This window comes from Rufibacter sediminis, from assembly GCF_014269285.1.
GTDB classification, from domain to species: Bacteria; Bacteroidota; Bacteroidia; order Cytophagales; family Hymenobacteraceae; genus Nibribacter; species Nibribacter sediminis.
Window position 1 is genome coordinate 79,704 of the sequence record NZ_JACOAF010000030.1, and the last position, 26,944, is coordinate 106,647.

22 protein-coding genes are annotated in these 26,944 nt (G+C 51.6%); 11 read left to right on the plus strand and 11 right to left on the minus strand.

Annotated elements, in window-relative coordinates:
- The first annotated feature begins 8 nt into the window (after positions 1–8).
- The 6 genes from H7U12_RS12330 to H7U12_RS12355 all read left to right on the plus strand — a co-directional run bounded on the left by H7U12_RS12330 (position 9) and on the right by H7U12_RS12355 (position 7,788).
- Positions 9–887 carry a DUF4238 domain-containing protein gene (locus H7U12_RS12330; RefSeq protein WP_186638281.1) on the plus strand — a complete coding sequence of 293 codons (879 nt, stop codon included), beginning with the start codon at positions 9–11 and terminating at the stop codon, positions 885–887.
- A 77-nt stretch (positions 888–964) separates the two neighbouring features.
- On the plus strand, positions 965–1,543 hold the full coding sequence (locus H7U12_RS12335) for a hypothetical protein (protein WP_186638284.1): 579 nt from the start codon (positions 965–967) through the stop codon (positions 1,541–1,543).
- Complete coding sequence (locus H7U12_RS12340; protein WP_186638286.1) at positions 1,521–2,126, plus strand: hypothetical protein; 606 nt, start codon at positions 1,521–1,523, stop codon at positions 2,124–2,126. The genes H7U12_RS12335 and H7U12_RS12340 overlap by 23 nt, the downstream gene beginning before the upstream one ends.
- Before the next feature lie 688 nt (positions 2,127–2,814).
- Positions 2,815–4,911, plus strand: coding sequence for an ATP-dependent DNA helicase RecG (gene recG, locus H7U12_RS12345; protein WP_186638295.1), 2,097 nt, complete (start codon positions 2,815–2,817; stop codon positions 4,909–4,911).
- Positions 4,912–5,619: 708 nt separating this feature from the next.
- Entirely contained in the window at positions 5,620–7,074 is a 1,455-nt protein-coding gene (locus H7U12_RS12350) for a hypothetical protein (RefSeq protein ID WP_186638297.1), read from the plus strand.
- Between the two features lie 189 nt (positions 7,075–7,263).
- Positions 7,264–7,788 (plus strand): hypothetical protein, encoded by a 525-nt coding sequence (locus tag H7U12_RS12355; RefSeq protein ID WP_186638298.1) that lies wholly within the window; start codon positions 7,264–7,266, stop codon positions 7,786–7,788.
- A 109-nt stretch (positions 7,789–7,897) separates the two neighbouring features.
- Here the strand turns inward: H7U12_RS12355 and H7U12_RS12360 are convergent, their stop codons facing one another.
- From H7U12_RS12360 to H7U12_RS12400, 9 genes are all read right to left on the minus strand, one after another.
- Complete coding sequence (locus H7U12_RS12360) at positions 7,898–8,353, minus strand: hypothetical protein (protein ID WP_186638299.1); 456 nt, start codon at positions 8,351–8,353, stop codon at positions 7,898–7,900.
- Positions 8,354–8,365: 12 nt separating this feature from the next.
- The gene (locus tag H7U12_RS12365; protein ID WP_186638305.1) at positions 8,366–9,793 is read right to left on the minus strand and encodes a SusD/RagB family nutrient-binding outer membrane lipoprotein; all 1,428 of its coding nucleotides are present in this window, start codon (positions 9,791–9,793) and stop codon (positions 8,366–8,368) included.
- 4 nt (positions 9,794–9,797) lie between these two features.
- Entirely contained in the window at positions 9,798–12,887 is a 3,090-nt protein-coding gene (locus tag H7U12_RS12370) for a SusC/RagA family TonB-linked outer membrane protein (protein ID WP_186638312.1), read from the minus strand.
- Positions 12,888–13,185: 298 nt separating this feature from the next.
- Complete coding sequence (locus H7U12_RS12375; RefSeq protein ID WP_186638326.1) at positions 13,186–14,973, minus strand: acyl-CoA dehydrogenase family protein; 1,788 nt, start codon at positions 14,971–14,973, stop codon at positions 13,186–13,188.
- 107 nt (positions 14,974–15,080) lie between these two features.
- The gene (locus H7U12_RS12380) at positions 15,081–16,259 is read right to left on the minus strand and encodes an acetyl-CoA C-acyltransferase (RefSeq protein ID WP_186638328.1); all 1,179 of its coding nucleotides are present in this window, start codon (positions 16,257–16,259) and stop codon (positions 15,081–15,083) included.
- A 134-nt stretch (positions 16,260–16,393) separates the two neighbouring features.
- Positions 16,394–16,690 (minus strand): GIY-YIG nuclease family protein, encoded by a 297-nt coding sequence (locus H7U12_RS12385; RefSeq protein ID WP_186638330.1) that lies wholly within the window; start codon positions 16,688–16,690, stop codon positions 16,394–16,396.
- 56 nt (positions 16,691–16,746) lie between these two features.
- A complete protein-coding gene (locus H7U12_RS12390) occupies positions 16,747–19,149 on the minus strand; it encodes a 3-hydroxyacyl-CoA dehydrogenase/enoyl-CoA hydratase family protein (RefSeq protein WP_186638332.1) in 2,403 nt (800 codons plus the stop codon).
- Positions 19,150–19,273: 124 nt separating this feature from the next.
- Positions 19,274–19,708, minus strand: coding sequence for a MarR family winged helix-turn-helix transcriptional regulator (locus H7U12_RS12395; protein WP_186638346.1), 435 nt, complete (start codon positions 19,706–19,708; stop codon positions 19,274–19,276).
- A gap of 275 nt (positions 19,709–19,983) precedes the next feature.
- Entirely contained in the window at positions 19,984–21,750 is a 1,767-nt protein-coding gene (locus H7U12_RS12400) for an AMP-dependent synthetase/ligase (RefSeq protein WP_186638350.1), read from the minus strand.
- Between the two features lie 156 nt (positions 21,751–21,906).
- Here H7U12_RS12400 and H7U12_RS12405 point away from each other — a divergent pair, with 156 nt between their 5' ends.
- The 5 genes from H7U12_RS12405 to H7U12_RS12425 all read left to right on the plus strand — a co-directional run bounded on the left by H7U12_RS12405 (position 21,907) and on the right by H7U12_RS12425 (position 26,262).
- Positions 21,907–23,055 carry a formimidoylglutamase gene (locus H7U12_RS12405; RefSeq protein WP_186638353.1) on the plus strand — a complete coding sequence of 383 codons (1,149 nt, stop codon included), beginning with the start codon at positions 21,907–21,909 and terminating at the stop codon, positions 23,053–23,055.
- A 551-nt stretch (positions 23,056–23,606) separates the two neighbouring features.
- A complete protein-coding gene (locus H7U12_RS12410; RefSeq protein WP_186638356.1) occupies positions 23,607–23,837 on the plus strand; it encodes a cytochrome b5 domain-containing protein in 231 nt (76 codons plus the stop codon).
- Positions 23,838–23,890: 53 nt separating this feature from the next.
- On the plus strand, positions 23,891–24,742 hold the full coding sequence (locus H7U12_RS12415; RefSeq protein WP_186638358.1) for a BadF/BadG/BcrA/BcrD ATPase family protein: 852 nt from the start codon (positions 23,891–23,893) through the stop codon (positions 24,740–24,742).
- Positions 24,739–25,545 carry an N-acetylmuramic acid 6-phosphate etherase gene (gene murQ / locus H7U12_RS12420; RefSeq protein ID WP_186638365.1) on the plus strand — a complete coding sequence of 269 codons (807 nt, stop codon included), beginning with the start codon at positions 24,739–24,741 and terminating at the stop codon, positions 25,543–25,545. The genes H7U12_RS12415 and murQ overlap by 4 nt, the downstream gene beginning before the upstream one ends.
- A gap of 147 nt (positions 25,546–25,692) precedes the next feature.
- Positions 25,693–26,262 (plus strand): hypothetical protein, encoded by a 570-nt coding sequence (locus tag H7U12_RS12425; RefSeq protein WP_186638368.1) that lies wholly within the window; start codon positions 25,693–25,695, stop codon positions 26,260–26,262.
- Between the two features lie 134 nt (positions 26,263–26,396).
- On the opposite strand, the gene H7U12_RS12430 is transcribed toward H7U12_RS12425, so the two are convergent.
- Positions 26,397–26,591: a hypothetical protein gene (locus tag H7U12_RS12430; protein WP_186638372.1), complete on the minus strand. Its 195-nt coding sequence runs from the start codon at positions 26,589–26,591 to the stop codon at positions 26,397–26,399.
- Between the two features lie 50 nt (positions 26,592–26,641).
- Positions 26,642–26,836, minus strand: a complete 195-nt coding sequence (locus H7U12_RS12435; protein WP_186638375.1) for a hypothetical protein — start codon at positions 26,834–26,836, stop codon at positions 26,642–26,644.
- Between the last annotated feature and the right edge of the window lie 108 nt (positions 26,837–26,944).

Here is a 26,944-nt window from a genome sequence, read left to right on the forward strand (position 1 = left end):
AATAAAGAATGGCTCAATCTCAACGTCACCATTATATACCACAATTCTTAATCAAAGGGTTTGTCGGTGAAGACAAAAAGGTAGCTGTGTATAATATTGAAAAGAAAAAGCTTGAACCTTATCGAAAAAGCCCTTCGCAAGTGTTCTTTGAATGGAATAGAAACTCTTTTGATATTAATGGCGAGGTTACTGATTTTATAGAAGGTTCATATCAATTTAGTGAAAGTATATTTGCTCCAGTTTACAGAAAGATACTTGAACAGCCTGGACCTATCGTTATTGATACTTATGAACTGCTTCAGTTAATTTTATTTATAGGTGAGTTACATTGGAGAGTACCTGACAGAGATGAGGAAATGGAAACCTTCATGCAACATGCCACTAAAAAAGACCTCCTCATTTCCATTCGAAATAAAAAAAACGGAGAAGAGGCCCCTCAAGATATATATGACCGATTAATGAAGGAACCTGCTTTTAGGCAAGGTTCTAAGATCATAAAATCTATTCATGATTATCTTAAAGCTGATATAATTTCTTCAATAGACAACTGGAAAATATATTACTCTTCAAATAATATCCAATTGCATTTACTAAGTGACAACCCGCTTATAATCCGAGATATAAAAGAATCTAATATTTATAAAAATGAATTAATATTTCCTCTTTCAAAAGGAAAGACTGTTTTTCATACTAATGGAAGAACAGTAAAAGTATTACCTCCTGAACATAGACTTTCAATTGACTTGCTTATTTTTCTTCAAGCAAAAAAAATGGTCTGTGGACCTAATAGTGAATACTTAAACCATATAGCTCATCTTGCAGAACTTTATAAAAGTGACAACCATGTTCAACTGTTGAAAGAACAAATATTTAAAGTATTTGAATAAATAGTTCTACTACCAACAACAGCTAAAAAGCATTAAAAAGCTTTTCAACCCAACCGTTCTCAGTAATTCGAACCATAATGCTAATTCAGAATCAGGGTTTTTATTTTAAGGGCTTTGAATTTCCAGCATTCACTTTAAGTCAAGGAGGAATGTTAAGGTTCTGGGTTGAGGTTGTTCCACAATCCGAAACCGCCACCAATGGATATTTGATCCCAAGCAAATTGATAGGGGACATCCAAGCTACGTACCCTGATAAAGAAATAATAAGGATATGCCCAGCAAGGGTGAAAAGAAGTTTCTTCGACTTTATCCAACCGATAACATTAGAAGATTATTTTAGAAACAGATTTAACCTAAACACAACAGCAATCGACGAAATACTCTCCTTATTTAGCCTAGACCCTAAGTGGAAGGTCAAAAACTTAGGATACGCTCACCAAAAGATATTTGCAATTATTTGTGAGTTTCAAAGAGAAAGCATCGTCAGCTACGACTACTATGGGTTTGCACCAGATAGTGAAGAGCAACTAACAAAATATGTAAAGAGAGAATTAGAGAAGGGAAAATCAGCGATAAGTTTTGATAATCTTTATTATAAGCCAGAAAATCCTGATTCGGAGAGAATAACAAATCTTGACATTAGGCAAAGAAGATAAACTAATGAGAACAACGTGTAAACGCCAGCCTCCGCCGCCGTTTACATTAGTCGGTTTGGAGAAATATATACAGATGAAGATTCAAAAGATTTTATATTCAACGGTTATTATATACTTTCTAAGCCTCAGTTGTCACGGACAAATAAAACTAGAATTGGAGGTTCAATCAGAGACCAGAGATTCTATTAAAATTAACATAACTTCAACCAATACAAGCACAACTGATACACTTATATTTTATACTCCAACTGAATCTTCATTTTGTGTAAGAGTAATAAATATAGATTTCATCCAGGTTGGCACAAATAAAGAGCACAGCTATTTTCCATGTGATTGGATTAGCGACTTAGACCATATACTTTTAAATAATTCAAATTCAGTTTTAATTCCTCCTTCAGATTCATTTTCGTTTATCATGAACCTGAATAAGCAAGAGATAAGCCCCCATTTAAAAAGAGGAAAATACAAGATGAAAGCTTCCCTCAATTATGGCTATGGTAATTTTAAACTTGAATCAGATTCTAAGCATTCGGTCTTTCATGGTAATGTAACATCAAATGATTTAGTAGTAACAAGTAACTAAAATTGAAAAGAGAGGCGACAAGAAATCGGGTTACTGGTATGTCGTCAACATGAAGCAAGACCAGGGCCTTCTATCACTTCAATACCGGTGTTACATCGCCGAAGCCCTGCAATCAGAGGAAATCCTACTCGGTAAGAACTAATCTTGCTCCCCAACCTCATTTCTGACCTGTTTTCTGGAAAATAGCCTGAAAACAGAACAAGCACGCATTCACGTTTTCAAGCCGATGGGAAAGATGCGATTCGATTTTATGGATGTCACCACCGGCCTCCGTTTTTAGGCTCCTTTGTGGAAAACAAGCCCAAAACGGCTCAGATAAGAAAAGCCCCGGCTAAACCGAGGCTCCCCACTCGCCACTTCATGGCGTAACGCTCGCCCAGCGTGTTAGGTGCTTACCGGTAACCCGTAACGGCCTAGCACAGATAGTGTCTCCTTTCTTTGGTGAGTAGATGTTGGTATATACGGATCACTCAATATATGGATCTGCTTTCCTTGCGCTATTTCCGCTAGCCCCGCACCTATTTCCCCCATCGGCTTGCCGTCAAAGAACCGGGCAGCATGGGCACCGCCAAATAGCTAAGGAGATTAGCCTGCCTCGTGTCTTTTCTGTAATTTTACAGAGCAACTAGGCAGGCGTTTTCGGGGTGTTTTCCGGGAAACAGGCTAAAAACGGTTGCGTTTCCTATAGGTGTCATCAGGCTTTTTCCATACCAAAATAGAGTTTCTGAAAGGCGTAGGGCCGCAACGGGCCACGTTGCTCCAGACCGAGCTGGGCATCTTCACCTACGGCGACCTCATCCAGCACTACCCGTTCCGGTACATGGACCGCACCCAGTTCCACGCCATCGCGGATCTGAACGAGGACATGCCCTATGTGCAGATCAAAGGCCGAATTCTGGAAAAGAACCTGCTGGGCGAAGGTCGCAAGCAAAGATTATCGGCCATCATCCGTGACGCCTCCGGTGAGCTGGAACTGGTCTGGTTTAAAGGCGTGAAGTGGCTGAACGTGCAATTGAAAGTCAACCAGGAGTACATCGCCTTCGGGAAGCCCAGCCTGTTTAACGGGAAATTCAACATGGCCCACCCCGAGTTGGAGGAAGCCACCGAGGTGAAGCAGGGCCAAAGCTTTCTGCAGCCCGTTTACCACACCACCGAGAAGCTCAAAAACCACCGGGTAGACAGCAAAGTGCTGGGGAAGATGATGGCCGATCTGCTGAAGCAATCCCCCACGCACCTTTCTGAAACGCTTACTCCCGAACTGGTAGACCACTACCGCATGGTTTCCAAACGCGAGGCCATGCAGCAGGTGCACTTCCCCAGCAATTGGGACACCTTGCTGGCCGCCCGTTTCCGGCTGAAGTTCGAGGAGCTTTTCTACACCCAGCTCAAGCTGCTGCGCACCCGCACCAAGCGCAAAGCCGAGCTGGCCGGGCAGATCTTCAGCAAGACGCCTACGCTCACCGAGTTCTACAAAAACCACCTGCCCTTTGACCTCACCACTGCCCAGAAACGGGTAGTGCGAGAGATTTACCAGGATGTGACCGCCGGCAAGCAGATGAACAGGCTGCTCCAGGGCGATGTGGGCAGCGGCAAGACCATTGTGGCCTTCGTGACCATGCTCCTGGCCACCGACAACGGCGCGCAGGCCTGCATCATGGCGCCCACCGAGATCCTCGCCGACCAGCATTACCAGGGCCTGAAACAGTACGCCGATAAACTGGGCATTCTGCTGGGCAAACTCACCGGCTCCACCAAAAAGGCCGACCGCCGCGTGCTGCACGAGCAATTACGCAACGGCGAGATGAAAATGATTGTGGGCACGCACGCGCTTTTAGAGGACGAAGTGCAGTTCCAGAACCTGGGCCTCTGCATTGTGGACGAGCAGCACCGTTTTGGTGTGGCTCAGCGCTCTAAGCTGTGGCAAAAGAACCCCCGCATCATTCCGCACGTGCTGGTCATGACGGCCACGCCTATCCCCCGCACGCTGGCCATGACCTTATATGGCGATCTGGAGGTATCGGTGATTGATGAGCTTCCGGCGGGCCGCAAGGAGATTATCACCGTGCACCGCTATGACAGCAATCGTCTGAAAGTCTTCGGGTTCATCAGGGAGCAGATCAAGCTAGGCCGCCAGGTGTACATTGTGTATCCGCTGATTGAAGAATCTGAAGGGCTGGAATACAAAGACCTGATGGACGGCTACGAGAGCGTGACCCGCGCTTTTCCGGAGTATCGCGTGAGCATGGTGCACGGCAGAATGAAGCCGCAGGACAAAGACTTTGAGATGCAACGCTTTGTGAAGCACGAGACCCACATCATGGTGGCTACTACGGTGATTGAGGTGGGTGTGAACGTGCCCAACGCCAGCGTGATGGTGATTGAGAACGCAGAGCGGTTTGGCCTGGCCCAGTTGCACCAGCTGCGCGGCCGCGTGGGCCGGGGCGCCGAACAGAGTTACTGTATTCTGATGACGGGCTATAAACTCAGCAAAGAGGGAAAAACCCGCATAGAAACCATGGTGCGCACCAACAACGGCTTCGAGATTGCCGATATTGACTTGAAGTTGCGCGGGCCGGGAGATTTGATGGGAACCCAGCAAAGCGGCGTGCTGGACCTTTTGATCGCTGATTTGGCCAAAGATGCCAAAATCCTGAAGGAGAGCCGGCACGCGGCCCTGCAGATCATAGAAAAAGATCCGGACTTAAGTCTTCCGGAGCATGCCAACTTGTTGCGGCACATCCGGTCGCTGAGTGCCAACGCCGTGAACTGGAGCAGGATCAGCTAGACCAAAGCCTGGATCTTCAGGAAAGGAAATTGTACTTCTTAGTTAAGGGAGTAAGTAGAGGTCTCTTCAGTAGTTTCTGCTTTGGGGGTTGAGGTTTCTGTATTCTTTGTCTGGTGAGTGAAGGGGAATGGATCCTGAAGGTTCATGGAGTAAACGTCTTCAGTTGCACTATTACCTTTCTTGCTGATTTCGTTCGCTGAACCCTCTTTCAAGAATTTTCCAACTAGTATCATTCCCACCAAAAAAAGAACTTTAAAAATAAACTTCATAAACGTACTATTAAATGTTTTTTAATGTCTGATCAATCAAAATACGTGTCTTAATCACGAAGAGCCGTCAACAGAAAATCATGTTTTTATTACCTAATTATTAACAGATTTTCAATGAACTCCCTCTATTCTCTTATCACTATTTTGACAAGCCTAGGGGTTTACGTCTATCTTACTATCAGGTTAACTTTATGTCCTAAAAGTTTTCCACATAATCATTTTAGCCCGTATTCCTATATTTAAATATTATTAAATTTAATTATTTAGTTATGTTTCCGCCTGATTTACAAACGGCTGCAAAGTTAAGTATAAAATTTCAATTTCAATTATTCCGTTACCAATTTACTGATATATGATTTTTTCGCTTCAGGTAATTGCTAATTAGTAATACCAGACGCGCCTTTAACCAGTATATTGCCAAAAAATCAACAATAGTAATATGCGTACCAGCTTCCTTTATTCCCCTCTTTTATTTCTCATCGCTTTGTTTGCCCAAATAGGACAGACGCAGGCCCAAAAGATAAAGTCAGCCGCCTTTGATTACACCCCCGAGGCAGCCGGCGACCAGTACAACCAACGGATCCCGAAGAAAGCCTTCACCGTCAGCCCCACTGATTTTGTGATCCTCAGCCGGAAATCAGACAACACGTACGCCATCATCCGGTACGGGGCTGACCTGAAGAAAGCGACCTGGACTACGCCGGTGCAATTGCTGGGCCAGGAAACCGTTGAGGCTTTCTCCCACAATAACCAGACCGCTTTGCTGATCACGCACCGGGTACTGCCCGAGCAAGGCAGCCAGGCCCTGTACGGCCGGTTGTTTGACGTGGCTACTGGCAAAGAAATAAGCCAGACCAAACTGATAGACGCCCCCAGCAAAAGCCGGCGCCTGGCCGTGGCCATCTCCGCCGATGGCTCCAAACTGGTGGCTTATCATTCCATCACCCGCAACGAGGAGCTCCGCTCTATCCAGGCGGCTATCTATGATGCGTCTCTGACTAAAATAAAGGACAGAACTTATGATTTAGCCGGGGCAGGCCCGCAGGTAAGCGCCCAGATCCAGATTGACAACCACGGCAACCAGTTCGTCAGCATTCTCACCAGCAACTCCATGCGCCTGAGTGTGCGCCGCTACAACAACCGCAACAATGAAATAAAGGTGATGGAAGTGATGCTGGGCGGCGTGTTTGACGGCGTGAATGTGTACGTGATGGACACCTACTTCAAACTGCACCAGGACAGCAGCCTGTACGCCGCCGTGTTAGTGGCCGAGGAAAAGAAAGGCGAGTACCACAGCCTCAAAATGGTGCGGTTTGACTACGCCGCCGGCAACATGCGCTTCGCGGATGAGTTCCGTTTTACGCCTGAATTCACCGAAAAGCTAAACAAAGCCACCGGTGCCAAACGGCTGGAAGACATTTACCTCTCTGACATCCTGATCAGCTCAGAAGGGCAAACGCTGGTGATCGGGGAAAAGAAATACACCGAAGGCGGCGAGAACAGTGATTACCACGCCAAGGAACTACTGCTGTTTGCCTATGACGAGTACCTGCACCCCACCTGGAACTCCGTGATCTTGAAAGACCAGGTAGCGCCTGCCGCCGAGGGGTTTGCCGGCATCTCGTACAACGCCCATCTCATTGGCAACCGCCTGCAACTGCTTACCTTGGAAACCATCAAAGGCAAAACCGATCTTTACACCCGCTCCATCCATCTGCTGACCGGCGCCTCTGAGCCACCCAAAGCCGTAGGCCTGAACGTAGCTAATGACAAGCAGGTGGCCTTTGTGAAAGACTTCACCACCTGGCTGGACGAGCGCACCATCACCGCCGTGAACCGGCCCTCCAAAGCATCGGCAGGTTTGCGCCTGAGCCGAATCACTTTCAAAAAATAAGGTGCGTTTAGGGGCTGTTTTTCCAAAAACAGCCCCTAAACGCAACCTCACACCCCGGAAGACGATCTTAGGCCTACCCAGATGCAAGACCTTGATTTCCCGCTGCATTTCACCTTTGAGAAATTCACCCTGGCCAACCGGTTACAGGTAACGGATGCTACTGGACGGGTCCTTTACCTAGTCAAGCAGATGCATTATGATGAGTTTTCTGAATCAAGCCTCCTGAATATTGATCCTTTCATAGATGAAGTAAAGATTTTCGGGAATTTCTCTGACTCAGAAGCCCTTTACATCATAAAAGCCGTGCCCTGGCAAGATTTCACCGCCTCTTTTGGGTTTCTGGACAAAGATGGACAAGTGCTGGGGTATGTAGCCCGCTCCACGTGGGTTCCCGAACTGGCCGCGCATTATCACATATTTAATAAGCACCTGCAAAAGGTATTCACCGTGAGAGAAGGAGCTGGTATGGTTAGGTTCAGCGATACCCTCTTTAGCAGAATCCCTTTCCTGGGATTCTTTTCAGGTTACTTTTTCAACCCGTCTTACCATGTTATCCGGCAGGATGATACCCAGGTAGCCTTACTTAAAAAACAAAAATCCTTTCTAGCGCGCAGATTCTCTGTGTACCGAGGAAACCCATTCTCAGATAGCGAGAAAGCACAGATTGTTTTGAGTTTGCTACTGATAACCATCCAGGAAAGGCTTCGTGGGTAGCAATAGGAATTCTCCCTTCCTAAAACAGAACGCCCCGCTGTAGTAGCGGGGCGTTCTGTTTTAAGCCTGTTTTGAGCAAATGAAGCCCAAAACATCGTCTGTCTTCAAACTACTGCGGAACCGTGAAACTGATACTCGCCTTGGCCGGATATTGCTCCAGCCCTTGGTTGGCTACCCTCGCCTGGATGGAGAAAGCACTGCCGCGTGCAATGTTGGCTGGAACCTGATAGTTGAACAGCAGCGAATCGGTGCGGGTCACTTTGCTGTAGGCGGGTTTGTAGGGGCTCTCTCCTATCTTGGTTTCCTGCGTACCCATGACCATGTAAAACTGCACGTCCTTGATCTGACCCTCAGACCAAAACCGCAGGTCCATGGAAAGATCGGCACCGGGCTGTACCGCCGTGGCCGTTGGGGTTATGAGCCGGAACGTGGCAATCTTAGGCACATAGCCCAAATCTTCTTTGACGATCTCCTTCAGATCATCCATGGGGTCTTCGTCACAGGAACTGAAGGTGAAGGCAATGGCCAGTAAAGGCAGTATGAAAAGGTTACTTAGCTTCTTCATGATAGGCTTGATTTATTGAAACAACCAAAGAACACTGGTTTGGGTAACGCCGGTGGGCAGGCAGGTATTCACACCCGGCTCTTCATCGGCTAGGTTAGACCGCTGCACCCACGGGTTGCCCGGCAACTGGTTCACTACTGGCTTTTCTAACCGTGGGTAAACGTTCTGGTCGTATTGGTAGCGGCGCATATCGGTCCAGGTCTCTATCTGCATGTACAGGGCCAGGTACTTTTGCAGCATGATGTCCTGCAAGGTTAGGGTAGTGGGAGTTAATGCCACCGCCGGATTATTCAGATAGGCGGCAATATCGGCTACCGGAACACCCACTTTGGTCATGCTGGCCTCAATGCCTCGGCGGTACGCGGCGTAAGACTCCGCGCGGTTGGTATTGAACAGCGCTTCGGCCATGATGAACTGGGTTTCAGCGTAGGTGATGAATAAGATGGGGGCCACAGCGCGGGTATGCCAGGAGGTAGGCGTCATGCTCACGTTCACGGAAGGCTGGTCTCCCACCAAGCGCCCGGGGGTAAGCCCCACATCGGTTTGCGTAGCGGAAGCCCGGGTCATGTAAATAGGCAGACGCGGATCTGCCACGCCCTGGAATCTGCCTCCGCGGCCGCTCAGTAAATCCACCACGTAAGAACTCGGCTGCATGGGCTTGTTCGTAGCATTCCCCAAAAAGCCAAACCAGGGGTTAGGATTTTGCTGCTCAAAGCTTAACTGCAAATCATCGGCATTGGACCCGAAGGACGCGGCTGCCTCCTGGGCAGCGGTAGCCAGGGCGGCAGGATCTTTCTCACTCAGGTGCAGGAAATACCGGGCCCGGATGGCCTTGACGGCTTTGGTCCACTTAGCAAGGTCTCCCCCGTAGATCAGATCATTCTGCACCGTCCGCAAGGCCTGGATGGAAGGCAACGGTTGCGCCAAGTCGGCCAACGCTCCGTTGAGCAAGCCGATGATGTGCACCCGGTACAGGTCTTCCATCTTGTCATAGCACGGGTACAGATTGGCCGTGCCCTGGTTAGCCTGCGAGTAGGGCGCATCGCCGTAGATATCGGCAACGGTCATCAGGTTCAGGGCCAGCAGGGTTTTGGCAATACCCGAGTAATTGTATGCCCCCAGTTCCTCGGCCCGGTCGATCATGTCCTGCAAGGTAGGAAAGGCATCTGTGTAGAACGGAGTCCAAAGCTGATCGAACCCATAAGGCGTAAACTGACCGATGGCCTGTCCCGCCAGATACTGGGGGTATTGTGCTCCGTATTGCGCCGCGCCGTATTGGGTGTTGGCGGTAAACCGCTCCGCGGAAGGCAGCAAGGTGGGCAATGTTGCTTCCTCGGGGCTAACCCTTCCCGGATCAGAATTTGCGTCAAGCAGATCTCCGCATGCGCCCAAAAACAGGGCGCTCAGAGCTATGGTTGTACTGTATAGTAGCTTTCTCATAAGATTAAAAAGTGACGTTAAGGCCAAAATACACGCTTCTGGTGGCCGGAATGTTGGTACCCACATACCCAAAGATGTTACTTCCTGGTCCGTAAGCACTCTGCTCTGGGTCAAAGCCCACGAAAGGCGACGTCATCCAGAGGTTGTTACCGGTCACGGAGGCAGTCACGTTGGTGAAAGGCGTTTTGCTGAGCAAGGTCTTGGGCAGGCTGTAGCTTAAACTCACGTTCTGCAGGCGCAGCACGCTGGCATCCTGAAATCCGTTGAATTCTTTCGCTAACCGGTACCGGAACGTCTGGCTGTAAAAATTAGGAACGTCAATCACTACCGGAGTGGTATTCTCCACCCAAACCGGCGCTTCTACGGTACCCGTGTTGGTGACGCCATCAAAGACCACCAGGCGGTTGCGCCATTCGGTTTCTGCTCCGGTTGGTGCCTCACCACCAGCAGATCCGTACCGCATCCGGCGGTTGATGTCAAACGCTTCGCCGCCTTTGCGGAAATTGAACAGGAAACTGAAAGAAAAATTCTTGAAGCTGAAGCTGTTGTTCCAGCCGCCTTCAAAGTCAGGGAAAGCATTCCCGATGTGCGTATCCTGGGCAAGCGGGGTTCCTTTCCAGTTGTTGTTCACATCCGGATACCCATTCAGAATCACCAGTCGGCCGTTGGCCGGATCACCGGGCGCGTTGACGCGGCTCAGTTCCCAACCATACCAGTCACCGGGTCTGCCGCCGGTCTGGATGCGTTGTTTCACCCAAGGTGACTCGGGTTGGAACGTGATCACGTCCACTCCTTCGGGCATGCTGATCACTTTACTGCGCAGGCGGGTAAAGTTGAGGATACTGTTCCAGGTGAAATCTCCGGCTTTCAGTACTTCGGCATCTAACACCAGCTCCAAAACCTTGTTCTGGATTTCACCGGCATTGGTAACAAAGGTGGTGAAACCGGTGGGCCGGCTGGTAGGCACGGGAACAATCTGGTCCACGGAGTTCTGGATGGCGTAGTTGGCATCAACTTTCAGGCGGTTCCCCAGGAAAGCCAGCTCAAGACCCATCTCAATTCCTTTGGTGCGCTCTGGCCGCAGGGTCTCTGAACCGATGATCTCACTTCTCCGGATTCCGGCAACGCCCAGAAACGGCGTCTGCGTGCTGTAGTGATTCCCCAGCAGATAAGGAGCGGCATCTTTGCCCACCTCGGCGTAAGAAGCGCGCAGCTTTCCGTAATTGAAGAACCGGTTCTGGGAAAGCCCCAACGTCTCACTGAAAATGTACGCCAAACTCACCGACGGGTAGAAGAAAGACCGGTTGTTTACCGGCAGAGTAGACGACCAGTCATTGCGGCCGGTCACGTTCAAAAATACGGTCTCTTTATAATTCAGCTTAGCGTCACCAAACGCCCCAATGATGTTGCGCTCCGTAGGGAAAGACCGCACCGTGTATTGCCCCAGGTTGTTCACGCTGTTGAAATCGGGCAGAATGAAGTTGGTACCAGACCCGGTAATATCCGTGCTGTTAATCATGGTCACCTGGTTACCCAAGGAAACAGTCAGCCCGAAATTCTCACTGAGCTGCCGTTCCCCGGTTAGCAACAAGTTGCTGTTAATTTCCTGATAAGTGAGAGTTTGCTCAGAAATGCTCCCCCGGCTGGTAGCGGCAATCAGGACGGTAGGGCGGGAGATGCCCCGGCGTTGGTTGCTGTAGTAGTCTATCCCGGCCCGGTAATCCAAGGAGAGCCAGTCGGTGAACTTGTAGTTAAGCCCCATGTTCCCGATAATCCTGTTCAGGTCTTCTTCCTGGTACGCGTTCTCCGCAAAGAAGAATGGATTATCCAACTGCGTGGAGTACCGGAACTGGCTGCCGTCAGGGTTGAGGATGTTGTTCATGTCTACATCCGGCGCGTAGCGCGAGGCATAGGAAATCACCCCGGAACCACCGGTCCCGCTACGCGGATTGGTGCCGTTGGAGTTGATGAAATTGGCCGATCCGTCTAACTTCAACCGGTCAGAGGTTTTCAAGGACCCGGCAATTTTAACGGTGGTGCGGTCAAAATCTGAATTAGGCACCACGCCGGTCTGGTCTAAGCGGCCCAAAGAACCATAAAAGGTGGCCTGCTCCGTACCGCCTGAGAAAGATAAGTTGTTCTGGTACTGGTGCCCGGTTCTGAAAATCTGATCCCATTGGTCATACACCTGCTCGCCGGCCGGAATGGGCGGACCATCGGCGCGGTAATCAGTGGGGTTGTAGATCCCGTTGAAGCCACGACCGTACCGCTCCTGCATAGGCGGCGTGCGGTACACCTCATCCACGCTGGCGGAAGTACGGAAGTTGAAGGTAGTTTTACCCGCCTGCCCGGATTTGGTGGTGATGATCACCGCTCCATTGGAAGCCCGAAGTCCGTACAACGCCGAAGCAGCCGGACCTTTCAGCACCGAGATGGACGCGATGTCATCGGGGTTGATGTCTGCGAAACGGTTGGTGTTGGAGAAGGTATCACCCCCGCGTCCGCCGGTTAAATTGGTCTCGTTACTGATCGGAATTCCGTCTACCACAAACAGCGGCTGGTTGTTAGCACTGGGGTTAAGCGAGTTGATTCCGCGGATGACAATCGTGGCCCCGGCCCCGGGAGCACCACCGGCACTCTGGATACTCACCCCGGCTACCCTGCCCCGTAACGCATTCAACGCATTGGGTTGGTTGGTTTCCTGAATCAGCTCAGCATCTACCTGCTGCACCGCATAGGTAAGCGCCTTACTTTTTTCTTCTCGTCCAAAGGAAGTCACCACAATTTCATCTAACGTACGGGCATCTTCCTTCAGGCCTATGTTGATGGTTTGCTGGTTGCCTACGGGAACTTCCCGGGTCTCGTACCCTATAAAAGAGAAAACCAGGGTGGAGTTTGGACCAGCCACTGAAATGGAGAAGTCGCCATTCGCTCCCGTAGACACCCCGTTGGTGGGGTTCCCTTTTTCCAGCACGGTCACCCCTGCAAGTCCTTCCGATGAACTTCCGGAAGTAACCCGCCCTGTGATCCTGCTTTGGCCATAGGAACTTAATCCTCCCATGAGCATGCACAAAATGAGTAGATATTTCATCATAGTTCTTGTGTGTGTTAATCTATGGCTCAAAGTAATTACAAAAATCGCAAACAAGACAGCTATACAGCTGCATTATTAAACAATATTTAATTTTTTATTCATCTCTGCGCGACTTTTTAAAAATTCAGCCTAATACTGACCTTGAGGACTGCCGATGGATAATCAACCCCTTAAAAACAGAAAACCCCGCCAACTGACGGGGTTTTCTGTTTTTAAGGGGTTTTGCCCAAAACAGGGCTAAAACGCTCTTTCAAAATTCAAGGCTAAGTCTTTCGACTTATGTCTTGAATCTTGCGTCTTAGTAAACAAACTCGTTCGCTTTGATCATATCAGCGGCGATGCGGCGGCGGGCTTCTTTGGTGTTGAACGGCTCCAGTTTGGTGAAGCGCTTCAAACCGATCAATAGTAGCTTTTGCTCATCGCCGGGCTCACTCATGGCGGCCAACGCTTCTTTTCCGGCTTTGTTGATGCGGTCAGCGGCGTCATTGATGACTACGCGTACCATGTCCAGCTGGCGGGCGTGGGCTTCTTCGCCGTCCCGCATTACCAGTTTCTCCACACGCAGCAGAGCAGATTCCGTGATGTAGGTCTGGATGGCCATATCCGCGATGTACATCAACACTTCCTGCTCTTTGTCCAGGGTCATCATGAACTTCTGCACGGCGGTACCGGCGGTCATGAGCACGGCTTTCTTGAACTTCTGCACGGCTTTCTTCTCGTACGCAAACAGCGTGGTGTCTTCATCGCCGAAGTCTGGAATTTCCATCAGCTCCTGTTGCACGGCGGCGGCAGGTCCCATCAAATCCAGTTCGCCTTTCATGGCTTTCTTCAAGACCATGTCCACGATGAGCATGCGGTTGATTTCGTTGGTACCTTCAAAGATGCGGTTGATACGGGCATCGCGGTACGCGCGGTCCATGGGGTAATCAGCGGAGAAGCCGTAGCCACCGTAGATCTGCACGCCTTCGTCTACCACGTAATCCAGCACCTCGGAACTGTCTACTTTCAGGATAGCGGCTTCTACGGCAAACTCACGGGCTGCTTCCAGCACAGCTTCGTTGTAGCTTTTGCCAGCGGCCAATAATTCCTGCTCTTTCTGGTGGATGTCGTGCCCAGCGCGGTACAGCGCAGATTCCACCGCGAAGATGCGGATGGCCTGCTCAGCTAATTTATGACGGATGGCCCCAAACTTGGAGATCGGAATTTTGAACTGGATGCGCTCATTGGCATATTTCACTGACAGATCAGCTACGCTCTTACAAGCGCCCAAACAAGCTGCCGCCAGTTTAATCCGGCCGATGTTGAGGATGTTGAACGCGATCAAGTGCCCTCTTCCAATCTCGCCCAGCACGTTTTCTTTCGGCACTTTGCAGTCCGTGAAGAACACCTGGCGCGTGGAAGAACCTTTGATGCCCATTTTGTGCTCCTCGTTGCCCAGGCTCAACCCTTCGGCGCCTTTCTCCACGATGAAGCCCGTGAATTTATCGCCGTCTACCTGCGCGAACACGATGAACACATCGGCGAAACCCGCGTTCGTAATCCACATTTTCTGGCCATTCAGGATGTAGTTTTCGCCATCCACGTCCAGCACCGCCTTGGTTTTAGCGGCCAGCGCGTCTGATCCGGAACCCGGCTCGGTTAAGCAGTAAGACGAGGACCACTCGCCGGTGGCCAGTTTGGGAATGTACTTGGCTTTCTGCTCCTCTGTCCCGAAGTACAGGATAGGCAGCGTTCCAATACCCGTGTGCGCCGCGAAGGCTACCGGGAACGAGTGCCCCGGACCAACTGACTCCGTTACCAGCAGAGACGAGTTGAAGTCCATGTTCAGGCCACCGTACTGCTCTGGTATGGCTACGCCGAACAAGCCTAAATCCCCGGCCTTTTTCATGAGGCCTTCCATCAGGCCTTCCTCGTGGTTGTCCAGACGTTCTACCAACGGATGCACCTCGGTTTGCACAAACTGCTGGGCCGTTTCGGCCATCATGCGCTGCTCCTCAGAAAAATCCTCGGGCGTGAAAATATCTGCGGCGTTGGTTTCCTTGATGATGAACTCACCGCCTTTTAAGGTTTTGCTTGTAGTTTCCATATGTATAAGACTTTAGATTCTAGTAGGTTGATGTAGTCTCTTCCTTCAAAACAAGAGCAAACCCCGCTTTTGGCTCGTTTTTGTAAAAGCAGGCCAAAAGCGGAAGCTTATTTCAAAAACTCATAGATACCGGCCACTCCCTGGCCACCGCCTACGCAGGCCGTCACCATGCCGTATTTCTTGTTCATGCGGCGCAGATCACTGAAGAGCTGCACGCTCAGTTTGGCACCGGTACAGCCTAGCGGGTGACCCAAGGCGATGGCCCCTCCGTTCGGGTTAAGTCTGTCTGGATCAATGCCTAATTCACGCATCACCGCAATGGACTGGGAGGCGAAGGCCTCGTTCATTTCAATGATGTCGATGTCCTGCAGGTTCATGCCAGCGTTCTTCAAAGCGCGTGGAATGGCTTTCACCGGGCCCATGCCCATGATGCGCGGGTCCACGCCTTCGGCGGCGTAAGACACCAGACGGGCGATGGGTTCAATGTTCAGCTCTTTGACCATGCGTTCGCTCATCACAATCACGAAGGCGGCACCATCTGAGGTCTGCGAGGAGTTACCAGCCGTTACGCTTCCGTTAGCAGCGAATACGGGACGAAGTTTGGCCAGTTTCTCAATGGAGGTATCGGCGCGCGGACCTTCATCGGTGTCTACCACGTAGGAGCGGGTTTTCTTTTTGCCGTTCTCGTCCAGGAAAGTCTCTTCCACGGTGATAGGCACAATCTGGTCTTTGAACCGACCTTCTTCAATGGCCCGGATGGCTTTCTGGTGCGAGGCAAAGGCGAATGCATCCTGGTCTTCGCGGCTAACCTTGAAGTCATTGGCTACGGCCTCGGCGGTCAAGCCCATGCTCAGATAATATTCAGGGTGTTCTTTCGCGATTTTGTAGTTCGGCGCGGTTTTCCAGCCCACCACCGGCACCAGGCTCATAGACTCGGCCCCTCCGGCGATGATACAATCGGCCATGCCGGACTGAATCTTGAAAGACGCGGTGGCGATGGTCTCAATACCAGAGCCGCAGTAGCGGTTCATGATGGCACCGGGAACGTTGATGGGCAGGGACAGCAGGGAAATCATGCGTCCCATCTGGAGGCCTTGCTCCGCCTCGGGCACCGCGTTTCCTACCAACAGGTCATCTACGCGGGCGGGGTCCAATTGCGGCACCGAGGCCAGCAGATGCTTGATCACATCGGCGGCCAGATCATCGGGCCGGGTGAAACGGAATACTCCGCGGGGCGCTTTCCCCACGGCGGTCCTGAATCCGGCAACTATATAGGCAGTTTGCATTTTCTTTTCTGTTTTTGAGGTGTTTTTATAAAAACAAGCTGAAAACAGCTCTTAGTTCTCTTTTCAACTCTTACTCTCTATGAAACTCTCCACCTTTTTGTCATTCTGAAAGAATCTTGGTGGCAAGCGGTAGTTCAGTCGGCTATCTTCAGAAAAAGCATCTTTGGATTAATTGTTTTAATTAAAGCAACCTTCTCTTCACGGCCCATTAGCTTCAACTCTGTCTCCCGGTCAATTGCATGCTGCACAAACGAGTGCCGCTCATAGTACAGTAACTTATAACAGTAGTATCTGCCGGCAAACGTCTCTGGCTTGCCTCGATTCTCCCGGTGCTCGAACAATCTTCGAGACAAATCATTGGTCATTCCCACGTAAAGCACTGTCTTTGTCGGGTTTGACGTGATGTAGACAAAGTAGTTATGCTGTTTCATCGCTACTGCCGTCTAGTTTGTTACCGAGATTCTTCCAGAATGACATGGTGGGGAAACTAATTCCGCAGGGGCTTACCGGTTGTCAGGATGCTCTTGATGCGTTCCAGGGTTTTACGTTCGCCGCAGAGGCTCAGGAAGGCTTCGCGCTCCAGGTCCAGCAGGTATTGCTCAGACACTTCAGACGGCATAGACAAATCACCGCCGCACATCACGTAGGCCAGTTTCTCGGAGATCTTGCGGTCATGGTCTGAGATGAACCCGGCGGCTTGCATAGCGTGGGCACCGGTGATGAACATTCCCAGTCCGCCGCGGCCCTGCACTTTGATGTTGGCTTTAGGGGTTGGTTTGGTATATCCAGCCTCGGCTAACAGGATGGCTTCGGCTTTGGCTTCGGCGAGTTGGCGGTTATTGTTGAGCGTGATACCATCGCCGTGGCGCATGAACCCTAAATCATAGGCTTCTGCCGCGGAGGTGGAGACTTTGGCCGTCCCGATGGTCATGAACACGTTGCGCAGGGCGTTGTACTCGGTGTCGCCTTCTTCGTAAGCGGCTGAGGTACGCAGGGTCATTTCCTTCGTTCCGCCGCCGCCCGGGATCAAGCCCACGCCAAATTCTACCAGCCCGATGTACGTCTCGGCGGCTGCCTGCACTCTATCGGCGTGGAGGCACAGCTCGCAGCCGCCGCCCAGCGTTAGGCCATGCGGGGCCGCCACTACCGGAATAGCCGAGTAGCGCATGCGCATCATGGTGTTCTGGAACTGCCGGATCATCAGGTTCAGCTCATCATACTCCTGGTCCAGGGCGTACATGAACACAAGGCCCAGATTAGCGCCCGCCGAGAAGTTCGCGGCTTCGTTGCCTACCACTACCCCTCTAAAGTTCTGTTCCGCCAAGTCGATGCCTTTGTTCAGCCCCTGGATGATTTCACTCCCGATGGCGTTCATCTTGGAGTGGAACTCTACGTTCAGGATGCCGTCGCCGAGGTCAATGATAGAGCAGCCGGCGTTTTTCCAGACCACATTGTTACCGCGCAGCACATCCAGGAGCACGAAGTTCTCGGTGCCTGGAATCTGCTTGTATTCTTTGGAATCAATATCATAGTACTGGCGCTGGTTGTTCTGGCTCCGGTAGAAGCTCTCGTGGCCGGCCTCCAGCATCTCGTACACCCAGGCGGCGGGCTTGTAACCGGCGGTTTCCATGGCAGAAACGGTCTCACGCACGCCAAAAGCATCCCAGGTTTCAAACGGCCCCAGCTCCCACCCGAAACCGGCGCGCATGGCGTCGTCAATGCGGTAGAGTTCGTCGGAAATTTCGGGGATGCGGTTGGTCACGTACTGAAACAGCCCGAAGGAAGTCTCTCTAAAGAACTCACCGGCTTTGTCCTGGGCCTGGCTGAAGGCTTTGAGGCGCTTGCGCAAATCCTCGATGGGCTTCAGCATTTCCATGCTCTGGAACCGAACCTTTTGCTTAGGCCCATATTCCATGGTTTTGAGGTCCAGCGTCAGGATTTCGGTGGCACCCTCAGCAGTTTTGGTTTTTTTGTAGAAGCCTTGGCGGGTTTTATCACCCAGCCAGTTTTTCTCCAGCATCTGCTGAATGTAACCGGGCAACTGGAACAGGTCACGGGCTTCGTCGTTCTCGCCGCTCTGGTACAGCCCTTGCGCAACTTTGGCCAGCGTGTCCAGACCCACCACATCGGAAGTTCTAAAGGTCGCGGATTTCGGGCGGCCCACTACCGGACCGGTGAGGCGGTCTACTTCGTCTACGTTCAGACCCAGTTTCTCCATCACGTGCAGCACCTGCATGATGCCATAGATACCCACGCGGTTCGCGATGAACGCCGGCGTGTCCTTGGCCAGCACAGTGGTTTTACCCAGGTACAGATCGCCGTACTTTAACAGGAAAGCAGTGATTTCAGGATCGGTTTCTGGCGTGGGGATGATCTCCAGCAACTTGAGGTAGCGCGGCGGGTTGAAGAAGTGCGTGCCGCAGAAGTGCTTTCTGAAGTCCTCGGAACGGCCGTCCAGCATCAGGTGAATGGGAATACCCGAGGTATTGGAAGTAATCAACGTGCCCGGCTTGCGGAATTGCTCCACGCGCTCAAACACGCTTTGCTTGATTTTCAGGTTCTCCACCACTACCTCAATGGTCCAGTCGCACTCGGCAATGCGGTTCAGGTCATCGTCAAAGTTTCCGGTCTGGATGAGGCGGGCATCGGTTTTCTTGTAGAGGGGCGCGGGGTTGGAGGTGATGGCCGTTTGCAGGGCGGTGTTCACAATGCGGTTGCGCACCAGCTTGTTCTCCAGCGTGAGGCCTTTGGCTTGTTCTTCGGGGAGCAGCTCACGCGGCACCATGTCCAGGAGCAGCACCTGCACGCCAATGTTGGCGAAGTGGCAGGCAATGCGCGAGCCCATAATGCCCGAGCCCAACACCGCCACTTTCTTGATGATTCTCTTCATAGTTACTCAGTTTTTGTATCACGACGGGCGACTCGCGCCGCTTCTATTATTTACTTGGTACAACTTCCGTTTAGAAGGTCTTTTCCGGAAAACAGGCTTAAAACACCCGTTTCTTTTCTGGCGGTTAGTAGACCTTTTTAGAGTCTATCAGGTCGTTGATCTGGCCCACCACCTGAAAGAACACCTGCAGCTGGCTCTCAGGGATCACCTCGCGCACTTTCTGGTTGAACCGGCGCACAGTTACCCGGCTCACTTCCCGTTTCTCCAGCCCCAGTTCGGTGAGCAGAATGCGCACGGATCGTTTGTCCTGCTCATCGGCAACCTTGTAGATCAGGCCTTTCTCTTCCATGCTCTTCAGGATGCGGGTCAGGCTTCGGGCCTCCAGGCCCAACAGCGGCGCGATCTTGGTAGCCGGGGTGCCTTTCTCGGGATCGATGTTCAGCAGCACGAACCCAATGGAGGTAGTGATGTCATTCTTCACGGCCTGGGCATTGTACATGCGCGCGATGGCGTGCCAGCACACTTTGATATTATAGTCTACCGTCTCGTTTGCTTTCATGGGCTATTGCTGTCTCTTACCAAATTTAATAAAATTTGTTATGCTTGCATACTATAAAATAAAAATTTTACGTACTGGCAACAAAAAGGATGAATAGAGTCCTGTTTTTATTCTTCTCCGGGGGCAGAGGCCACTACATTGCCACTTTGGCAAACAACCTGCGGCAACGCTCTTGCTAGCCAGCTGGGTTTTGCGGCTGTTTTCCGGAAAACAGGGCTAAAACGAAACAGCAGGGGAGACGCTGTTGAACGTCTCCCCTGCTGTATTAACTTGTCTTACGCGGTGCGGTACAGGCTTTCAATCAAATGGCTGTTGTTGCTGGTGATGACCTTGCGCTTGATGCTGAGCTTTGGCGTCATCTCCCCGGTTTCAACGCTCCAGAGCTTAGGCAGCAGCACAAACTTCTTGATCTTCTCGTACTGGGCCAGGTGCTCGTTGGCTTTGTCAATCTCTTTCTGAAACTTGTCCAGCACCTCCGGCTTCCGGATCATCTCTTCGTCTGAGGTGTACGCGATGCTGTGAATACGGCACCACTCCCGCAAGCCTTCAAAAGCGGGCACAATCAAGGCACCCGGGAACTTCTCCCCTTCGCCTACCACCATCACCTGCTCCACCACCAGAGACTCCTTGAGTTTGTTTTCGATGAGCTGCGGCGCGATGTACTTACCGCCCGAGGTCTTGAACATCTCTTTCTTGCGGTCCGTGATCTTCAGAAACTTGCCTTCCACCAGTTCGCCAATGTCGCCGGTATGGAACCACCCGTCGGGGTCAATCGCCTCGGCGGTCAGGTCGGGGCGTTTGTAGTAGCCCACCATCACGCTTTCAGAGCGGGTGAGAATCTCGCCGTCCTGGGCAATTTTGATTTCCACGTTGTTGATGGCCGGCCCCACGGTGCCAATGACGTTGTTCTCGGGCTCGTAGCGGTTCACGGCAATGACCGGCGAGGTTTCAGTGAGGCCGTAGCCTTCCATGATGCGGATGTTGGCACCCCAGAACACGCGCGCCAACCGGGGTTGCAACGCGGCTCCGCCGGAGACAATCACTTTCACGTTTCCGCCCAGCGCCTCCTGCCATTTGGAGAAGATCAGCTTGCGGGCCAGTTTCAGTTGCAGGTCATAGAAAGCGCCCGGCGAGGTGCGGGTATCGTATTTCTGCCCCAGGGCCAGCGCCCAGAAGAACAGGCTTTTTTTCACGCCGGTCAGCTCGCCGCCCTTGGCTACAATCTTGTCATAGACTTTCTCCAGCAGGCGCGGCACCGTTACGAAGATATGCGGCCCCACTTCCTTGAGATTATCGCCTACTTTTTCAATACTCTCGGCAAAGTACACAGACACGCCCACCGACATGTAGATGCAGGACACCATGCGCTCATAGATGTGGCAGAGCGGCAGGAAGCTCAGGGCGCGGTGCTCCTGGTTCACGGGCACAAAGGGTTTCACGTTGGTGAAGTTGCTTACCAGGTTGTTGTGCGAGAGCATCACTCCCTTGGGAGCCCCGGTAGTGCCGGAGGTATAGATAATGGAAAGCAGGTCTGCGGGCTGCACGGCGGCCTTGTACGGCTCCAGCGTGGCAACGTCTTCTCCCTGGGCCATTTTCAGGAGCTCCGTCCAATGCTTGGCGCCAGGCACGTGGTCAAAGGTGTAAATCTCCTGAATGCCCGGCAGATCGGCGGCGGCTTCCTTTACTTTGCGGTACAGGTCTTCCGTTGACACCAGAATGAGCCGGGTCTCTGAGTCTTTCAGGATGTAGCGGTAATCCTCCACGGTGATGGTGGGGTACATGGGCACGCTCACCGCGCCCACCTGCTGAATGGCGTAGTCAGAGAACGTCCATTCAGGCCGGTTCATGGAAATCAGGGCAACCTTGTCATCTTTCCGGATGCCCGACTTGATCAGCGCCAGGCTCATCGTGTTCACGGTCTCCACCACCTGCTGCGTGCTGTATTTCACCCATTCTCCGTTGATTTTTGCAGCCAGACAGTCTGGTTGTGGAAACTGCTCTAACTGGTTGGTCAGCAAATCAAAAACCCGGGTTACTTTCATAGATTTAGAGCGTCTTAGTGGTTTGTCCGGTTAATATAACGCAAATAAGGTTTAAAAAAAATAAAACCCCGCTGCGCCCGCTTAACCGAATTGTTAAAAATGCTTCGGCCTTATGGCCGATATTTACCTAAATTTGATTTTTGCCACACGCACTTCATGAATCTCTCCATCTTTTTTGAACCACTGCCCGAAGAGCTTTTCGGGCAGGCAGACGCACCGAAGACCGTGGGAGGCTACCTGGCCCCGTTTATCCACTCGTTTCCGGATTGGCGCTCTGCCGAGGTGGTCCTGCTGGGTCTGCCAGAATACCGCGGCAGCACCAACACTACTGATCTCACGTACCAGGGCCCCAACAGAATTCGGCAGGAGCTCTACCGCCTCATGAAGGGAACCGGTTCCTGGCTGGTGATGGACCTGGGCAACCTGCTTCCCGGCATTCACCTGGAAGACACGTACCTACGCCTGAAAGAGGTAATAGAAATATTAGTGGATGCCGGCAAGTTCCCCATCCTTCTGGGCGGCTCCCATGACCTCACGTACGGCCAGTTCTTAGGGTACGAGCACTTGTCCAAAACGGTTAACCTGGTGGTGATAGACAGCCAACCGGACATGGCCGATGTGGCTGACACCGCCCCTGAGCACCACCACCTGCACCGCATCCTGCTGCATGACCCCAACTACCTATTCGGGTTCAGCCACATAGGCCACCAGACCTACCTCACCGATGCCTCCACCCTGGCCGCGTTTGAGAAACTGCACTTTGAATTATACCGGGTAGGCCAGGTACGGCAACAGATGCAGGAAATGGAGCCCATCATCCGACAAGCCGATCTCATCAGTTTTGATGTCTCGGCCCTCCGCCACCACGATGCCCCCGGGCAACAGCAGGCCAATCCGTTTGGGTTAACCGGTGAGGAAGCGTGTCAACTCTGCTGGTACGCCGGCCAGAACGACCAACTCAGCTCCCTGGGCTTCTATGGTTACCGCCCCGAGTTGGACCACCGCTCCCTGACCGCCACTACTTTGGCTACCATGGTGTGGTACAGCATTGAGGGCTTCTACCAGCGCCAGGGCACCCTTGATTTCCACAGCAACCAGTTCCTCAAGTTCTCGGTGGGTTTCCACGACAATCCCAACAAAATGGCCTTCTACAAAAACCGCCTCACCGAAAAATGGTGGATGCAGGTAGACGACCTCTCCGGCCGGCACGCCCCGCTGATTGTCCCCTGCAGCTACCAGGACTACCTCACCGCCGCCGACGGCGAAGTCCCCAACCGCTGGATTCTCATGCAGGCGAGGTTTTAATGTGCTAATTGGTTAATGTGCTGATGTGCTAATTAGGAAATGTGTAGATGTGGAATGTGTAAATGTGGAAATTAGGAAATGCGTAGATGTGCTGATGTGCTATTTTAGAGAACTACATTGGCGGAGCTTACACAGCCTTCATGCATGCAAATTCCCTTTGAAGCCTCTTCTTCTGTCATCCTGAAAGGATCTTGTGGGCGAACAAGGCAAGCAGAAGCTATAGAACAGCATAGGACAAGCATTCCAAATAAAACGAAGGGTTATGTTGTAAGCTTATGTTACATAGTTGTCCTTATTACAGTTTGCCCACAATATCCTTTCAGGATGACAGAAGAGGGAAGGAAATAGGACAGGAAGAGTTGAAAGAAGGAATGCAGAATGAAAAACCGAAGCATTTTGGGCGAGTTTTCCAGAAAACAGCCTTAAAAGGAAAATCATCAGCACATTACCACATCAGCACAATAAACAATTAGCATATTTCCACATCTACACATTTCCTAATTATCAAATTAGCACATCAGCACATTAACCAATTAGCACATTATATAACCATGCAAGAATACACCCGCGCTCAGTTAGCCCTCCGGAACGGTCAGGACCGGGACGAGATTTGGGTGGCGTACAAAGGCGAGATCTATGACGTGACCAAGTCACGGTTATGGCGGCGCGGAAACCACTATGAACACTGGGCGGGCCAGGACTTAACCGAGGAATTAGCCGATGCCCCGCACACCGAATATGTGTTTGACAAGTTCTCTATTATAGGAATTCTAAAAAAATAGCTCTGGTCTGGTCAGTTTTTCAGAGATTTGGCCCAGCTTACGAACAAAATTATATGATCCTGATTGCTGACAGCGGCTCCACCAAAACCGCATGGCGCTTACTAGACTCCCAGGGCGAAGTGGCCCAGGCGCAAACCGAGGGCATCAACCCTTATTACCAGAACACCCCAGAAATCGCCCAAACTCTGAAAGACAGCCTCTTAGAACAACTAGGCGGCCAAACTCCCCAGGAGATCTACTTCTACGGCGCCGGTTGCAGTGCCAAAGACAAGCAGGAAGTAGTGGCCCTGGCCCTGAAAGAGCTTTTCCCCCACTCCCAGGTGCATGTGCACCATGACCTGGAGGCAGCCGCCCATGCTCTTTGCGGAGACAAAGAAGGCATTGCCTGCATTTTGGGCACCGGCTCCAACTCCTGCCTGTATGACGGAGAGAAGATTGTGCAGAACGTTCCCAACCTGGGCTTCATCTTAGGCGATGAAGGCAGCGGCGGCTACATGGGCAAACTGCTGGTGCAAGCCTTCCTGAACCAGGAACTCCCGGCAGACCTCCATGACTCGTTCATGGCCCGCTACAACACCAACCGTGACGAGATCATAGACCAGGTGTACCGCAAGCCGTACCCCAACCGCTACATGGCCAGCTACTCCAGATTTCTCTTTGACCAGCAGCAGCACCCCTTCATCTACCAGATGATCTGCCAGTGTTTTAAAGACTTTTTTGAGAAAACCGTCATAAAATACCCCGGCTACCAGCAGAAAGAAACGCATTTTGTGGGCTCCATCGCCTTCCATTTCGCTGATATGCTGCGTACCGTAGCCAAAGAATACCACATTACCGTAGGACAGATACTAGACAGCCCCATTGCAGGCCTAAGCTTGTACCACCAACAGAAAACCACAGCATGAGCACCACAGAAACCGCTTCGCACTACAACCATCTGGAACAGATGAGCGTGCAGGAACTCCTCACCAACATCAACAAAGAAGACAAAACCGTGCCCCTGGCCGTGGAGAAAGCCATTCCGCAGCTGGAGAAACTGGTAGAGGCCACCGTGGCCAAAATGAAAGAGGGCGGCCGCCTGTTCTACATTGGCGCCGGCACCAGCGGCCGTCTGGGCGTGGTAGACGCGTCTGAATGCCCGCCTACCTTTGGCGTTCCGTTTGACATGGTCATCGGGATCATGGCCGGCGGCGATACCGCCATCCGGAAAGCCGTGGAGTTTGCCGAGGACGATGACCAGCAGGCCATCATAGACCTGGACGCGTACGGCGTGAACGAGAAAGACGTAGTGGTGGGCATCGCGGCCTCGGGCCGGACTCCTTACGTGATTGGCGGCTTACAGGCCTGCAATGAGCGCGGCATCACCACCGGCTGCATTGTCTGCAATGCAGATAGCAAAGTGGCCGCCGTGGCCAAGTTCCCGGTAGAGGTAGTGACCGGCCCAGAGTTCCTGACGGGCAGCACGCGTATGAAAGCCGGCACCGGCCAGAAACTGGCCCTGAACATGCTCACCACCTCCACCATGATCCAACTGGGTCGCGTGAAAGGCAACAAGATGGTAGACATGCAGCTCACCAACCACAAACTGGTAGACCGTGGCGTGCGCATGATCATGGAAGAACTGAACACTTCTGAGGAGAAAGCCAAGGAGTTACTAGACTTACACGGCAGCGTGCGCGCCGCCATTACCGCCGCCGCAGAACACTAAGCTTCCGTTTTGCGCCTACTTTCCTGAAAACAGGCCTGAAACAGGACAGAAAGATTCGCCCACACCCGGCGAATCTTTTTTTGTGCCGTTCGGCCATCCCTGACCCGGTTTTCTGCGTTATGCAGTTTGCAATACATCTTTTTGGCCATGCACACCATTGAACCTTTCTATAACTGGATCGAAGCCTACACAGCTTCAGAAGACGAACGCTCGCCGCTTTACGGTGCGGAGAACAACGAACTGGAATACATCAACACCATCTACGGCTACTACATCCATCCGCAGTGGGACGACATAGATTCTGAGACGCTCTTCATCAAGATTCTCTATGTAGACTACCATGACAATTACGCCGTCATAGAATTCATAGGCGAGTGGAACGACACGCTCAACAATGACATCATGTCTCTGAAGCGCAACATCCTGGACCTGATGGTGGGCGAAGGCATCAACCATTTCATCCTGATTGGGGAGAACGTCTTCAATTTCCACGGCTCAGATGACGCGTACTACGAGGAGTGGTTTGAGGAAGTGGAAGACGGCTGGATTGCGGCCATCGGGTTTCAGGAATTTGTGGTGCAGGAGATGCAGCAGTTCCATTTGGATTACTACATCAACTTCGGCGGAGACCTGGACAAGATTCCGTGGCGCACGCTGGCGCCCCCGCAGCTTTTCCATTTGGTAGACGGGCTTATCCAGAGAAGATTAGGCGCCTGAGTTTAGGGGCCGTTTTTGTAAAATCGGCTTTAAAACGGATCTCCTATCTTTAGGTAATCACCAGCAATGAAAAAGAGCCGGCACTTAGTAGTACGGGCTCTTTTTTATTGCCAATGTCGTATGGTGTGCGGGAATTAACTTGGATCAGCGGCGTCTACGCTATCTTCCCGCTCTTCGGCGGCTTCCTCTGGAACAGGGTTGTCAGCATCGTCCTGGATGTCTTCGGTTCTTTCCGTCTGGTCTTCCACTTGGTTTTCTTTCGCTGAGTCACAGGAAGAGAACGAGAGCATTCCGGCCGCCAGGGCCATTACAAAGAGGGTCTTTTTCATAGTTTTATTTTGTACGAGTGTCTTGTGTGCGTTTCCTGAGGAAACAAAGTCTATTCAGGATCTACCTGGTCAATGCTGTCTTTCACCTCGCGGGCCTCGGCAGCCAAGGCCGTATCGCCGGCCATCTCAGCGTGCGTTTCAACTTTCTCTGCCTGCTTTTCCATGTTGTTTTCTTTTTTAGAATCACAAGCCGAAAAGCTTACAACACCTCCCAGGAGCGCAAACAGAAACAATGTCTTTTTCATAGTCTTATTTTGTATGAACGGGTAATCTCTTCTCTTTCTTTTCTGCCTTTTACAGGAAATCAGCCAAGAAAGATCTGTTCTGGTGGTATGTACGGCTGTATGGAGAAA